We start from the raw sequence: 13114 nt of genomic DNA on the forward strand, positions 1-13114 counted from the left end.
CTTGCGAGCTTCTGATTTGAGACTGGCCGGCCGAGCAGCGGGACGGATCGGCATTGGCTGCCACCCTGAGTCCGAGGGCCTGGGTACAACTACCCATCCGCGATCCGGCGGGCCATGCTGGTGGCATGGAGGCCGCCGCCACGGCACACCTGGCCCGCGCACGGGACCTTCACCGTGCCTCCCGGTGGGCGGAGGCGTGCGCGGAGTACGCCGCGGCAGACGCCGAGGAGCCGCTCGCCGTCGAGGATCTGGAGGCGTTCGCCGAGGCGGCCCAGGTCTCTGCCCGGGGTGACGAGGCGGTCGCCCTGCTCCAGCGAGTCTTCGACCTCCAGGTCAGGGCCCACGAGCTCGATGACGCGGCGCAGGTCGCGTTCTGGCTGTGGTGGGTCCTGTTGAACAACAATGAGCTCGTCCACGCAAACGGTTGGCTCAGGCAGGCGCGCCGCACCCTGGGCCCCGACATGGCCACAAGCCTGTGGCTCAAGATCCCCGAAGCGATGTTCCACGCAACGACGGGCGACTACTCTCGCGCCGACGAGCTGCTGAGGGCGATCGTCGACGATGGTGAGGGCGAGGTGGTCCCATGGGCTTTGAGCATGTGGGGTCAGACCCTGATCGACGACGGGCGGCTCCAGGACGGGCTGGATCGCCTGGAGGAGGCGATGGCCATTCTCCTCGACCATGGCCTGTCGCCACGCGTCACCCCATGGATCTACTGCGCCGCCGTCCGCGGGTGCTGTCTGGCGCGCGACTTCGCTCGCGCCCGGGCGTGGAACCGGTCGATGGCCAGGTGGCTCGATTCGCTGAACAATCTGGTAGGCGCATACCTCGGGAACTGCCGCATCTACCGCTCACGGTTGATGCTCCTCAACGGTGCCTGGCCGGACGCCCTCGACGAGATCGCCGCGGTCTGTGCCGACCTCGACGGTTACACCGGCTGGGTCTGCGGCCACGCGTACTACCAGCTCGGGGAGGTACGCCGGCAGCGTGGCGAGTGGGATGCCGCCGAAGACGCCTACCGCCGCGCCGCGGAACATGGCTGCCCTACACAGCCGGGACTCGCCCTCCTCAGACTCGCCGAAGGTGACGCCGACGCCGCGTCGGCCGGCGTCCGGCGCGCGCTGACCGAGGCGACCGCGAAGCCCGACCGCCTCGACCTGTTGAAGGCCGCGGTCGCCATCCACCTCGAGGAGGGGAAGATCGAGGCGGCCCGGGATTTCGTGACCGAGTTCGAGGAGATCACGCAGGAGCTGAGGACGCCTGTTATCGAGGCCGAGAGGTCGGCCGTCAGGGGCGCGCTGGCCTTCTCCGAGGGCGACCCGGCAGGTGCGTTGCCACTCCTTCGGCGGGCCGTCGGCATCTGGCAGTACCAGGATGTGCCGCACGAGGTGGCCAAACTGAACGTCCTGATCGGGCAGGCTTGCCGCGCGCTCGCTGACCACGATGGTGCGCGCCTCCAGTTCGCAGCGGCCCGGGACACATTCGAACGGCTCGGCGCACGTCCGGATCTGGCTCAGCTGGACCGGATCGTCGCGGCCACGGACGCTGGTTCAGAGAAGCACGGGCTCACTCGACGGGAGATCGAGGTCCTCTGCCTCATCGCCCGCGGCAAGGCGAACCGTGCGATCGCCAACGAGTTGCACCTCAGTGAGCGCACGGTCCATCGCCACGTGTCCAACATCTTCACCAAGCTCAACGTCGACTCGCGAACCGCCGCAGTCGCGTACGGAATCAAGCACCGCATCGTCGAGATGGGCACCCTCTGAGGGTCGAGCTCGCGTTCGTGGCGGCGTGCAGCATTCCCGCAGGCGACGCTGACCCGTGACGTTCGCCGTCTGCTGCCCCGTTCTCTTGCCTCGACCACGCGTCTGCGGCCAAGAACGCGCAGCGATCAGGAAAACGGGGCAAGTCTGGGCGCACCTCGGGCCACGTGCCGTTGGCAGTATCAGTTGCCGGAGCTGTTGGTGAGGTGCTCGACCAACCAGGCAGCGTCATACTGCACGAAGCCGAGCAGGGCCGATCCCTGTGTGTGCTGCCAGGTCCGGCCGATCGTGTACAGGCCGGGGACGCGCGTGATTCCCCTGCGCTGTATCAGCTGTCCTTGATCGTCGAGGGCTTCGGGAACTCTGACCCAGGTGTCGTCGACGCGGTAGCCGGTCGCCCAGACCACTGTGTCGGCCTTGCTCTTCGAGCCGTCCGCGAAGCTCACCGTCGAGCCGGCGGCGCTGGTGGTCTGAGGCCGGAAGGTGACCCCGTGCCGCCGCAGGTCCCTCCGGGAGGAGCCGATGACTGGGACGTTCCTGGCTTTCAGTCTCGTGCCGATGCGCGAGTCCGCGGTTGCGCGGACCAGGCCGAGCCGATCGAGCCACCAGAACAGATCACGTCCGAGCGGCCGCTGCGGAACGCTGCGGTTGCGGCGGCGCTCGGACAACTCCACCTTGCGCCCGGAGTTGACGAGTTCGGCAGCGATCTGGAAGCCGGAGTTGCCACCGCCGACGACCACGACCCGACCCGGCGCGATCTGGTCGGGACTGCGGTAATCGGAGGTGTGCATCTGCGTGACGTCGGGCGCCAGACCCGCCGCCACCCTCGGGACGTACGGAACCGAGAACGGACCCGTGGCGACCACGACCTGACGCGCGACGAGGTGCTGTCCGCGCTGTTGTCCGCGCTGCAGGGTCAGGTCGAAGCCGCCGTCGGTGCGGACGAGCCCGGTGACGCGGGCGCCGAGGCGGACAGGAAGTGCGAACCGCTCGGCGTAGGCGACCAGATACTCGCCCACGTCGTCCTTGCCGGGATAGGTGTCGGGGGGAGCCGGGAACGGCATTCCTGGCAGGCCCGCGTACTGCGCGGGTGTGAACAACCGCAGCGAGTCCCACCGCTCCCGCCACACGTGACCGAGTCGCGCGCCCGCTTCGACGATCGTGAAGTCGACACCTGCTCGGCGTAGGTGGTAGCCAACGGCCAATCCGGCCTGACCGCCTCCGACCACGACGACCTCGTGCTCACTCATCTTCGCATCTCCGTTCCGTGGAGTCTCGCAGCTGGGCGCCGGTTACCACCGCGTTGTCGTTGCCTGCCTGTGTCGCCGCCTGATGACGAGGTTGACGCCTAGGGCGAGGGCCAGTCCGGCCAGGCCGAGGAGGAGAGGGCGCATGGCCAGCGTCCATGGCCAGCTGCGACCGGTCAGGCCCAGCTCTGCGGTTGGGTATTCCAAGATCTTGGCGGTCCACAGTGCCGTGCGGATGTCCGTGATGCGTGCCATCTCCCGCAGGGCCGGGTCGAACGCGAAGCCCGGTTGGGCGTGCAGATAGGCCACGGGCACGTCGGCGCGGCGAGCGGCGGCGACGATGTCATCGTCCGGGTTGGCAGCAGTCTCGGTGCCGGGGACCAGGAGGTGATCGACGCGGACTGTCGCGTCCAGGTCGGCTCGGGGAAGGAACGTCAGGCCGTGGCGGGAGCGGATGGGGTCGTCGTCGGTTGCGATCGCGACGGTCCGGGCGGCCTTGACTTCGGCGTAGGGGGCGAACGCCGCGGCGAGCTCGAGCTCCCCGACTCCATCGGTGAGCACCACCCCGATGGTGGTGTTGTCGGCCCGGAAGCCGAGGTTGAGCAGGTGCGTGACGGCGTCGTCGGGAGCCAGCTGTGAACGCGGCAGCGTCGCGGCCTTCCCCGGTGAGTAGTACCGCCAGCCCGCGGTTTCGGCAGCCGCCACCGCGGTGTCGGTGCCCAACAGCCGCTCGATGACACGCAGCGTCCCGTCTACCGAAGAGAGCAGGCCACCGGTGGTGATCACATCACCGTCGTCGACGTATCGCAGCCCGCGCCGCCAGATCACGCCGGGGTTGTCGTTCTGCAGGGTGCGGAGCCGGTACCAGTGCGAGGTCGCCTCCCGGCCGTCGAGCAGTCCAGCCTCGGCGAGCAGCCGTGCACCGGTGCACACGCCGAGCAGCAGCCCGTCGCTGGCGGTGTCTCGCAGCCACGCCGTCACCGCGGCGTCGGAATCGTCGGACTGGGGCATGTCCGGTACCACGGTGACGTCAGGCGCCGACCCAGCCAGCCGCTGCTCCAGCTGCGCGAAGCTGAGGTCGGGCACCAGGTCCAGCCCGCCGAGCAGGGGCAGCGGGCGGCGTTCGGGAGCGACCGTGTAGAGGTTGAACGCTCCGGTCTCGGCCAGGATGTCGTACGGGACCAGTGTGTCGGCGACATTGGCACCGCTGTTGCCGACAACGACGACAGCGGTGGGCTTGCTGGGATCGTGCGCCGGCGGCGTGGCAGCGGTTAAAGCGCTGCCCGCGGTGGGCTCCGGCTGCGCGTACCGGCTCTGCTCGTAGGCCCTGGAGTCGGCGACGAACGCTGCGGACGGAATCGCCAGGAAGGCGAGCAGGACGACCAGGCCGCGGCCGAGCACCGACAGCACGCGCCGCCACCAGCGACGACGCTCTCTGCCGGCGGGCCGTTCGTGACCTGTGGTTCGCTGGTCGGGGACGAGCTGCGCGGCGCTGTGCATGCTGACCTCCGCAAGTTCGGCCGGACCGGACGGGGTCTCGGCTCGGGTGGTGCTACGCGTTGCTCAGTCTCGTCTGACCTCGAAAGACGCAACCAGTGCGCACAGCCATCACCTTGCTGGGGGTTCCGCAGGTACCCGACGTGCAGATTGCACAGTGCCCGCCGCGCACCCCGGAATGAGTGGGACGCCCCGAACGGCCGGTTCGCTGTCAGACTGGTTCCAAGGGCCCGCGCGCGGGTCCGGGGGGCCGAGGTGACCGGATGAGCGTGACACGGGTCGTCATCGCCGACGACGACGTCCTCCTGCGGGAGGGGCTGGCGAGCCTGCTCGACCGCTCAGGGTTCGACGTCGTCGGGCAGGCGGGGGACGCGCCCGAACTCCTCGACCTCGTCGCGCGCAGCGAGCCGGACCTCGTGATCGTCGACATCAGGATGCCGCCGGGGCACTCGACCGAGGGGCTGGAGGCGGCGCACGCGATCCGGCGGGATCATCCGGCGACGGCGATCCTGGTGCTGTCGGCGCACGTCGAGGTCGAGCACGCCATGCAGCTGCTGGCCAGCGGCGAGGGCATCGGCTACCTGCTGAAGAGCCGGGTCACGGACGTGGCGGAGTTCGTCGACACGGTGGAGCGGGTGGCCCGCGGCGCGACTGTCGTCGACCCGGCGTTGGTGCAGGAGCTGGTCGGCGCCCAACGCCGACACGATCCGCTGGCGGTGCTGACGGAGCGCGAGCGGGAGGTGCTGGCGCTGGTCGCCGAGGGACGGTCCAACGCCGGCGTCGCACGGCGGCTGTGGGTCACCGAGGGCACGATCGAGAAGCACGTGCGCAGCATCCTCACCAAGCTCGACCTGCCGGAGACCGACGAGGATCACCGGCGGGTGCTGGCGGTGCTCACGTTTCTCGAGCAACGCTAGTCAGAAGGCCGGCCGCCAGGTGCGTCCTCGGCGGACGGCGCGGTCAGCCGTGCCGCCAGCAGCCGCCCGGTCTCCTGGACGACGGACGGGATGGCCTCGAGCGGCACGTTGAGCATCGCCACGAGGTCGCGGGTCGACAGATCTTCCTGGTGGGCCAGCATGGTTCGGCTCCTTCCACCCCCGTGCTCCCAGCATCGCCGCGGCCGGCGGCCGTGTCGTCAGGGCCAGCGGGTGATTCTTCTACCGGCTAGCTGGAATTCCGGAACTCCTGCTGTCCCCGATGCGCCGCCCGGGCGGCCGGAGGGAAGCTCGAGGGAAGCGTCCGTTCGAGTGTGCGAGGAGGTCCGCAATGAGCCGCATGGTCCACGTCGTCCATGGCCCGACGGCCACTGCCGGGACCCCCGTCCGTCCGGACCATCCCCATGACGTCGTGGTGCCGGGCTGGAAGCCGGACCCCCCCAACGCTGCCCCCTGGCACCACGACTCCTCAGCCGGCACCCCCCGCGCCGGCTTCTCCCAGGCCGGCGATCCCCTCCACGCCGGCCCGCCCGCCGCCGTCCCCGAGGCCGACCCACGCCTGTCGGCGACCGTGCACGGCGAACACCACACCGGTCTGCTGCGGGTTCGGCTGGCCGGGGACGGCGGCGACGCGGCGGAGTACGAACTGGATGTCGAGCAGGCGCTGCAGCTCTCGCAGCGGCTGCGCGACGCCGCCGTGGCTATGCAGGAGTTCCTGTCCGCGCCGAAAACCTTCGGCGCGGGCCGGGATTCCCGTTAGCAGCAATGCCGGGCCGATGCTCTGGTGCAATGCTGGTGCGGTGGTGCGGCGCTGTGTCATCGTTGATGACAACGAGCGATTCCTGGCCGTGGCGCGCTCCAGCCTCGAGCGCGGCGGCCTGGAGGTGGTGGGAACCGCGACCACGACGACACAGGCCCTCGAGCTGATCGGCGCCCTGCGACCGGACGTCGTGCTGGTGGACATCGCTATCGGCACCGAGAGCGGCCTCGACCTCGTCCACCGGATCGCCGCGGCCGAGGCGGGTCCGCAGGTCGTCCTCATCTCCACCCGCCGGGAGGAGGACGTCGCAGAGTTGGTGTCGGCGAGCCCGGCAGCCGGATTCGTCTGGAAGGCCGACCTGTCGGCGAGGGCCGTGCGAGATGTGGTGGCGTCGGGAGAGCAGTGATGCGTCAGGATTCCTGACCGGCTCGCCGCCGCGACGGTGGGCGGGTGGGGTGTTCATCGGCGCCGGCCTCGTGGTTCTGGTGACCGGTCTGGTCGCGATCCTGAATCTGAGCCTGCCGCCCCGCGGGTTGCTCGTGCTGTACCTGCTGGCCGTCCTGCCGGTGGCGATCCACTGGGGAGCCGGGCCCGCGGCGCTGGTGTCGGCGCTGAGCGTGGCCACGTTCGTCCTGGTCATCGCGCCGGCCCACAGCGAGGGCCCGGCCGTGGTGGCGTTCGCCGTGTTCCTGGCGGCCGCGTTCGTGGTGGACGAGCTCGCCGCGGGGCTGCGCCTCAGCGCGGCGCGGTCGCGGGAGCTCGCCGACGAGCAGTCGGCGCTTCGGCGGGTCGCGATGCTGGCGGCCCGGGAGACACCCGCGACGGAGTTGTTCGAGGCCGTGACCCGCGAGGTGGGTCTGCTCTGCGCCGCCGACCTCGCCCGGCTGGGGCGCTACGAGCCCGGTGGGACGGTGGCTGGCATCGCCGCCTGGAGCCGGGCGCCGACGCGGCTGCCGGACGGCGTCCGGATCGCCGTGGGCGAGGTGGGCGTCGCCCGCGAGGTGCAGCGCACCGGCGGCCCGGTCCGGGTCTCCGACGTACCGCTCGGGAACGACGAAATCGCCGCGTCCGTCAGGGAGTTCGGCCTGCGGTCGTTGATCGGCTGCCCGATCGTCGTCCGCGGGGAACCGTGGGGCCTCGTCGTAGTGGCGGCACGGAACCCGCGGGCGTTCCCGCCGGAGACGGAGGAGCGGCTCCTGCGCTTCACCGAACTGGTCGCCACCGCGGTCACTAACGCCGAGGCCCGCGCGGAGCTCCGGCGGAACGCCGACGAGCAGGCCGCGCTGCGCCGGGTGGCGACGCTCGCCGCGCGCGGCGGCGCCGACCCGAGCCCTGTCTTCCGGGCGGTCGCCGACCAGGTGGTCGGGCTGCTCGGCGCGGACTCCACCGCGGTGTTGCGGTTCGAGAGCGACGGGACGGCGACGTACCTCGCGTCGCGCGGCTGGCGCGATGCCGAGCGACGCCGGCCGGGTGCGCGGTGGCGGCCGGAGACGCCGTCGGTCATCGAGCGGGTGCTGCGCACCGGCCGGTCCGCCCGGCTCGACTACACCGGGGTTGCCGAGCCGCTCGAGCCGGCGCCGAGTCTCGGCGGCGAGGAGATCACGTCGGCGGTGGCCAGTCCGATCGTGGTGGAGTCGCGGCTGTGGGGCAGCATCGGCGTGGCGTCGCGGGCCGGGCCGCTCCCGCCCGACACCGAGGACCGGCTGGTCGCGTTCACCGAGATCGTCGCCACGGCCATCGCCAACACCGAGAGCCGGGCGCAGCTCGCCGCGTCGCGCGCCCGCGTCATCGCCGCGGCCGACGCCACCCGCCGCCGGCTCGAGCGCGACCTGCACGACGGCGCACAGCAGCGGCTTGTCTCGCTCGCCCTGGAGCTGCGCAACGTCGAGGCGGAGGTGCCGGACGAGCTGCCCGGTCTGAGCGCCGACCTCAGCCGGCTCGCCGCTGACGTCACCACGGTGCTGGACGAGCTGCGCGAGCTGTCGCGCGGCATCCACCCGGCGATCCTCTCCGAGGGCGGTCTCGGCCCCGCGCTGCGCACCCTGGCGCGTCGCTCGCCGGTCCCGGTCGAGCTGGCTGTCCGCCTCGACCACCGCTACGACGAGGCGGTGGAGGTCGCGGCGTACTACGTGGCCTCGGAGGCGCTCACCAACACCGTCAAGCACGCGCAGGCGACGTACGTGGAGCTTGTCGTCGAGGAGCGTGGCGGCGAGCTGTACCTCCTCGTCCACGACGACGGCGTCGGCGGGGCCGCCCAGGGCCGCGGCACCGGGCTGACGGGCCTGTACGACCGGGTCGAGGCACTCGGCGGCACCATCCGGGTCAGCAGCCCGGCCGACGACGGGACGCGTATCGAGGTCGCGCTGCCGCTGACGCCGCGGTGAGGCCGCGTCGTTACCCTGACACGGTGACGACGCGGGGAGAACGTCCGGCCGTGCGGGGCATCGGGCTGGGTCTGGCGGCCCTGGGCCGGCCCGGCTATCTCACCCTCGGCCACGGCGACGACTTCCGCGACGGTGCGACGGTGGACGACCTGCGGGGGCGTACGCACACGGTGCTCGATGCGGCGTGGGCGGCGGGCGTGCGGTACGTCGACGCGGCGCGGTCGTACGGCCTGGCGGAGCGGTTCCTCGGCGAGTGGCTCGCGGCGCATCCCGGCCGCCGCAACGAGCTGACCGTCGGCTCGAAATGGGGCTACACGTACACCGCCGACTGGCGCGTCGACGCCGAGGTGCACGAGGTGAAGGACCACTCGGCGGCGACGTTCGAGCGGCAGTGGCAGGAGACGCTCACGGCGCTGGGCGGGCCGCCCGACGTGTATCTGGTGCACAGCCTCACGTCGGACAGCTCGGCGCTGGACGACGCCGAACTGCTGGACCGGCTGGCCGCGCTGACGGACGACGGCGTCACCGTCGGGTTCTCGGCCAGCGGCCCTGACCAGGGCGCCGTCATCGAACGCGCGCTGGCCGTGACGGCGGCCGGCCGGGCGCCGTTCCGCGCGGTCCAGGCGACGTGGAACGTGCTGGAGCCGTCCGCCGGCCCGGCGCTGGCCCGGGTCCACGACGCCGGCTGGCTCGTCGTCGTCAAGGAGGGCGTCGCCAACGGGCGGCTCACCGATCGCGGCGACGTGGCGAGGTTCCGCGCAGCGGCGGACGCGGCCGGGGTCGCGCCCGACGCGCTGGCGCTGGGCGCGGTGCTGCGGCAGTCGTTCACCGACGTCGCGCTCAGCGGCGCCACCACCGTCCACCAGCTGCGCAGCAACCTCACCGCCAGCGACGTCGTGCCCGGCGACCTGCCGGACGACCTCGCCGAGGACCCGAAGGCCTACTGGGCGACGCGGTCCGGCCTCACCTGGAGCTGATCCGGCACTCAGCGCCCGCGCAGCTCGTCGTGCAGGCCGCGGGCGACCCGGCCCATGGCGATCTCCGCGGCCGGCTGGGCGGCCGCCGCGACCTGCGACCGGGTCAGCGCGACGACGGCGAACCGGCCGCCGTCGGCGTGCTCGACGACGCCGGCCTCGTGGCGCAGGTTGAGCAGCGTGCCCGTCTTGGACGACCATGTCGAGGCGTCGCTGACGAACTCCGGCGCGAGCCGGTTGCGGTGCACGTTCGCGGCCAGCAGTTGCCGCAGTCGCGCCGCCACCGCCGCGTCGATCGTGCCGCCGGTCCAGATGACGGCGAGCAGCCCGGCCAGCGACCGCGCCGTCGCGGTGTTGGCCCGGGCGACGTCGAGCTCGGCGATCGGGCTGCCGCCGCTGCGCCCGGTGGTCCCGATAGCGAGGTCGTGACGCAGCCCGCCGGCCAGCGCCTCGGCGGGCGTCGCCATGAGGACGTCCATGCGGTGCCGCAGCGTGAACCCGTCGATGCCCAGCTCGCGCAGGACGGCCGCGACCCGCCCCGGCGGGGTGAGGTCGAACAGCGCGTCCGTGGCGGCACTGTCGCTCAGCGACGTGCTCAGGTACACGAGGTCGGCGACGGCGACGCGGGCCGGGTGATGGAACCGGGTGATGCCGGTCGGCCCGGGGGTGTCGACCCGGCCCGGCGCGACCTCGACCGGCTGCGCGCCGTCCAGCTCGCCGCGACTGATCCGGTCCAGCGTCGCGAGCGCCAGCGGCAGCTTGACCAGCGATGCGATCGGCAGCTCGACGTCGGCGTCGAGGGCCAGTTCGGCTCCGTCGTCGAGGTTGCGGACGAGGAACGAGCCGGCCAGTCCGGCGTCGTCGAGGCGCTCGCGCCATTCGCGCAGAGACGTCACGACGGGTCCGCGCCGAGACAGCGGGCCAGCAGTGGCCCGAGCGTCGCCGTCGTGCGGTCGGTGTCGAGGACCGACGCGGCGACGACGGCGTACCCGCGCACCAGCGGCGCGTCGCCGAGCGGCCGCCAGGTCAGCCCGGTGTCGGCCGCCTCGCGCGGCGTGCACAGCAGCGCGTCGTCGGTGCGGATGACCTCGGCGACGGCGCCGGCCAGCGACGACACCCGCAGCTGGGACGGACGGAGCCCAGCGGCGACGGCGAGCCGCGCGAGCGCGTCGCCCACGTGCGGCACATCGTCCTCGGGCCGCAGCCAGAGGCGCCGGTCGGGCGTGCCGGCGTCGCGCCGAGGCCGGAACTCGGCAAGGAACACCCGCCGTCCGGCGGACGGCCGCAGCGTGGCCGGCCCGAGCGGCACCGTCCACCGCGCCTCCGGCTCCGGCACCGGCAGGACGGCGGCCCGGACGGCTCGGTCGCGGACCAGTTCGCGCCGGCGGTCCGGCTCGGCGTGCTCGACCACAAGGGCGACCCCGGCGTCGCGGGCATCGGCGATGAGGTCGACCAGGGCGGCGAGCGGGAGGTCGACGGGCAGCGCGAGACCGACCGGTGCTGAGCCGGCCCGGACCGCTCCGACGCGCAGGTCGTCGGCGGCGTCGAGGACGCGGCGCGCGGCGGGCAGCATCGCACGTCCGAAGTCGGTCAGCGCGGCCCGCCGCGTCGTGCGGTCGAACACGACGCCACCCAGGTGCTCCTCGAGCGCCGCGACCCGGCGGCTCGCGACCGGCTGCGGGATGCCGATGGCGGCCGCGCCCTGGGTGAAGCTTGCGCGCTCGCTCACGGCGACGAACGCGGCGCAGGCGGCGACCAGGTCCATGCCGGCACCGTACTATGCCGGATCGGCATGGAATCTTCGGTATCCGTCTTTGCGTGTATGAGACGGCGCGACGAGGCTGACGGCATGCGACTCACCACCCTTCCGGTCCTCGCGGCCGTCACCGCCGCGGTCCTCGCCGGCTGCGGCTCGGACGACCCGCCGACTCCGGCGGCGACCAACCCGGCCCCGACCAGACCCGTCGAGACGAGCCCGCCGGCCGAGATTGCCGGCCCCCCGGTCGCTGCCGCGTTGGCCGCCCTGGAGACGGACTACGCCGCCCGGCTCGGCGTCTACGCGGTCGACACCGGAACCGGCGAGACGGTGGAGCATCGCGCCGACGAGCGGTTCGCCTTCGCCTCGACCCACAAGATGCTGTCCGCCGCCGCGGTATTGCAGGCCACCGAGCCCGCGGAGCTGGCGCAGGTGATCCCGTTCGACGCCGCCGACGTGGTCGGCTTCTCGCCGGTCACCGAGCCGGCCGTCGGCACGGGGCTGACCCTGCTGGAGGTCATCCAGGCGGCGATCACCGTCAGCGACAACACCGCCGCGAACCTGCTGTTCGAGCAGGTCGGCGGGCCGGACGGGCTGGAGGCCGTCGTGCGCGGCTTCAGCGACGAGACCACGTCGTTCGACCGCATCGAGCCCGACCTCAGTGAGTGGGCGCCCGGCGAGACGCGCGACACGACGACGCCTCGGGCGATGGCGGCGAACCTGCGGGGGCTGCTGCTCGGCGACCTGCTGGCCGAGGAGGACCGGACGCTGCTGCACGACACCATGCGCGCCAACACCACCGGCGACGAGCTGATCCGGGCCGGCGTGCCCGAGGGCTGGGTGGTCGCGGACAAGACCGGCTCGGCGACACACGGCGGTCGCAACGACATCGCCGTCATCGAACCGCCCGGCGCCGCGCCGATCGTGCTCGCCGTCTACAGCAACCGGCTGGATCCCGAGGCCGAGTCCGACCCGGCCCTCATCGCCGCCGCCACCGCGATCGTCCTCGACGCGCTGGCCGGGTGATCACGGCTCGGACGGGCGCAGCCGCGACCCGTAGCGCGCGAACAGCGCCTCGTTGTGCGCGTCGCCCTCGGGCACGTTCGCCGAGACCAGCACCGGCACGTCCTCGCCGGCCGCGAGCAGCAGCCCGCACACCTCCGTCACCAGGAGCTGTGCGATCAGCACGCCGGTCAGCGACGACGTCGGGGTGATCCGGACGCCGGTAGGCAGCTCGAGGGCGGCGTCGCCGCGCGGCGAGCCGTTGTCGATCACCACGTCGGCCAGCTCGAACAGCCGCAGGCCAGACGGGTGCCGCGACGTGATCTGCCCGCTGTGCTCGGCCGACGTGATCGCGATGACGGGGTGCCCGGCGGCCTTGACCAGCCGCGCCATCTCGACCACTGATCCGTTGCCGCCGGAGTTCGACGTGATGACGAAGACGTCGCTGGGGTGGATCTCGGCGAGGTCGAGGATGCGCTGGGCCAGTGAGGGGTCTCGCTCGACGGTGGCGTCGAGGATCTCCCGCGGGTCGGCGCCGCCGTACATGACGAGGTCCTTGATCGACAGCGCGTTCGCCGGGACCAGCCCACCGGCCCGGCCGACGATCTCGGCGGTGATCGAGCGGGAGTGCCCGGTCGCGAACGCCTGGATCAGCCCGCCGGCGCGCAGCCCGTCGACGATCAGCCGCGCGGCCGCGGAGATGGCCTCGGCCTGTGTGGCGATCAGCCGGTCGGCCGCCTCCCGCAGGATCCGAGCGGCGGCCTTCTGGCCGATCGGCTCGACGTCGGTGGTCATG

13 protein-coding genes are annotated in these 13114 nt (G+C 72.4%); 7 read left to right on the forward strand and 6 right to left on the reverse strand.

All coding sequences use genetic code 11. The features are described from left to right. Positions 1–125: 125 nt before the first annotated feature. Positions 126–1766, forward strand: coding sequence for a helix-turn-helix transcriptional regulator (locus E1262_RS09115; RefSeq protein WP_132102822.1), 1641 nt, complete (start codon positions 126–128; stop codon positions 1764–1766). Between the two features lie 179 nt (positions 1767–1945). On the opposite strand, the gene E1262_RS09120 is transcribed toward E1262_RS09115, so the two are convergent. Then, entirely contained in the window at positions 1946–3013 is a 1068-nt protein-coding gene (locus E1262_RS09120; protein WP_132102823.1) for a flavin-containing monooxygenase, read from the reverse strand. A 42-nt stretch (positions 3014–3055) separates the two neighbouring features. Further along, the gene (locus E1262_RS09125) at positions 3056–4510 is read right to left on the reverse strand and encodes a DJ-1/PfpI family protein (protein ID WP_132102824.1); all 1455 of its coding nucleotides are present in this window, start codon (positions 4508–4510) and stop codon (positions 3056–3058) included. A gap of 260 nt (positions 4511–4770) precedes the next feature. On the opposite strand from E1262_RS09125, the gene E1262_RS09130 reads away from it, so the two are divergent. After that, on the forward strand, positions 4771–5424 hold the full coding sequence (locus E1262_RS09130; protein ID WP_132102825.1) for a response regulator transcription factor: 654 nt from the start codon (positions 4771–4773) through the stop codon (positions 5422–5424). Here E1262_RS09130 and E1262_RS30235 read toward each other — a convergent pair. Further along, positions 5421–5585: a hypothetical protein gene (locus E1262_RS30235; protein WP_162605833.1), complete on the reverse strand. Its 165-nt coding sequence runs from the start codon at positions 5583–5585 to the stop codon at positions 5421–5423. The genes E1262_RS09130 and E1262_RS30235 overlap by 4 nt on opposite strands. Positions 5586–5773: 188 nt before the next feature. Here E1262_RS30235 and E1262_RS09135 point away from each other — a divergent pair, with 188 nt between their 5' ends. The 4 genes from E1262_RS09135 to E1262_RS09150 are packed head-to-tail and all read left to right on the forward strand — an operon-like array spanning position 5774 to position 9563. Further along, on the forward strand, positions 5774–6202 hold the full coding sequence (locus E1262_RS09135) for a hypothetical protein (protein ID WP_132102826.1): 429 nt from the start codon (positions 5774–5776) through the stop codon (positions 6200–6202). Positions 6203–6218: 16 nt separating this feature from the next. Continuing rightward, the gene (locus tag E1262_RS09140; protein WP_132102827.1) at positions 6219–6608 is read left to right on the forward strand and encodes a response regulator; all 390 of its coding nucleotides are present in this window, start codon (positions 6219–6221) and stop codon (positions 6606–6608) included. Next, the gene (locus E1262_RS09145) at positions 6583–8586 is read left to right on the forward strand and encodes a sensor histidine kinase (protein ID WP_132102828.1); all 2004 of its coding nucleotides are present in this window, start codon (positions 6583–6585) and stop codon (positions 8584–8586) included. Before E1262_RS09140 ends, E1262_RS09145 begins: the two co-directional genes overlap by 26 nt. A gap of 23 nt (positions 8587–8609) precedes the next feature. Continuing rightward, the gene (locus tag E1262_RS09150; protein WP_203453705.1) at positions 8610–9563 is read left to right on the forward strand and encodes an aldo/keto reductase; all 954 of its coding nucleotides are present in this window, start codon (positions 8610–8612) and stop codon (positions 9561–9563) included. Positions 9564–9571: 8 nt separating this feature from the next. Here E1262_RS09150 and E1262_RS09155 read toward each other — a convergent pair whose 3' ends face one another. Continuing rightward, positions 9572–10456 carry a serine hydrolase gene (locus E1262_RS09155; RefSeq protein WP_132102829.1) on the reverse strand — a complete coding sequence of 295 codons (885 nt, stop codon included), beginning with the start codon at positions 10454–10456 and terminating at the stop codon, positions 9572–9574. Next, positions 10453–11325, reverse strand: a complete 873-nt coding sequence (locus E1262_RS09160; protein ID WP_132102830.1) for a LysR family transcriptional regulator — start codon at positions 11323–11325, stop codon at positions 10453–10455. The genes E1262_RS09155 and E1262_RS09160 overlap by 4 nt, the downstream gene beginning before the upstream one ends. An 84-nt stretch (positions 11326–11409) precedes the next feature. Here E1262_RS09160 and bla point away from each other — a divergent pair, with 84 nt between their 5' ends. Beyond that, positions 11410–12342, forward strand: a complete 933-nt coding sequence (bla, locus tag E1262_RS09165) for a class A beta-lactamase (protein ID WP_132102831.1) — start codon at positions 11410–11412, stop codon at positions 12340–12342. Here the strand turns inward: bla and E1262_RS09170 are convergent, their stop codons facing one another. Then, a complete protein-coding gene (locus E1262_RS09170; RefSeq protein ID WP_132102832.1) occupies positions 12343–13113 on the reverse strand; it encodes a sugar isomerase domain-containing protein in 771 nt (256 codons plus the stop codon). Position 13114 lies beyond the last annotated feature (1 nt).

The sequence above is a fragment of the Jiangella aurantiaca genome, from assembly GCF_004349105.1.
GTDB lineage: Bacteria > Actinomycetota > Actinomycetes > Jiangellales > Jiangellaceae > Jiangella > Jiangella aurantiaca.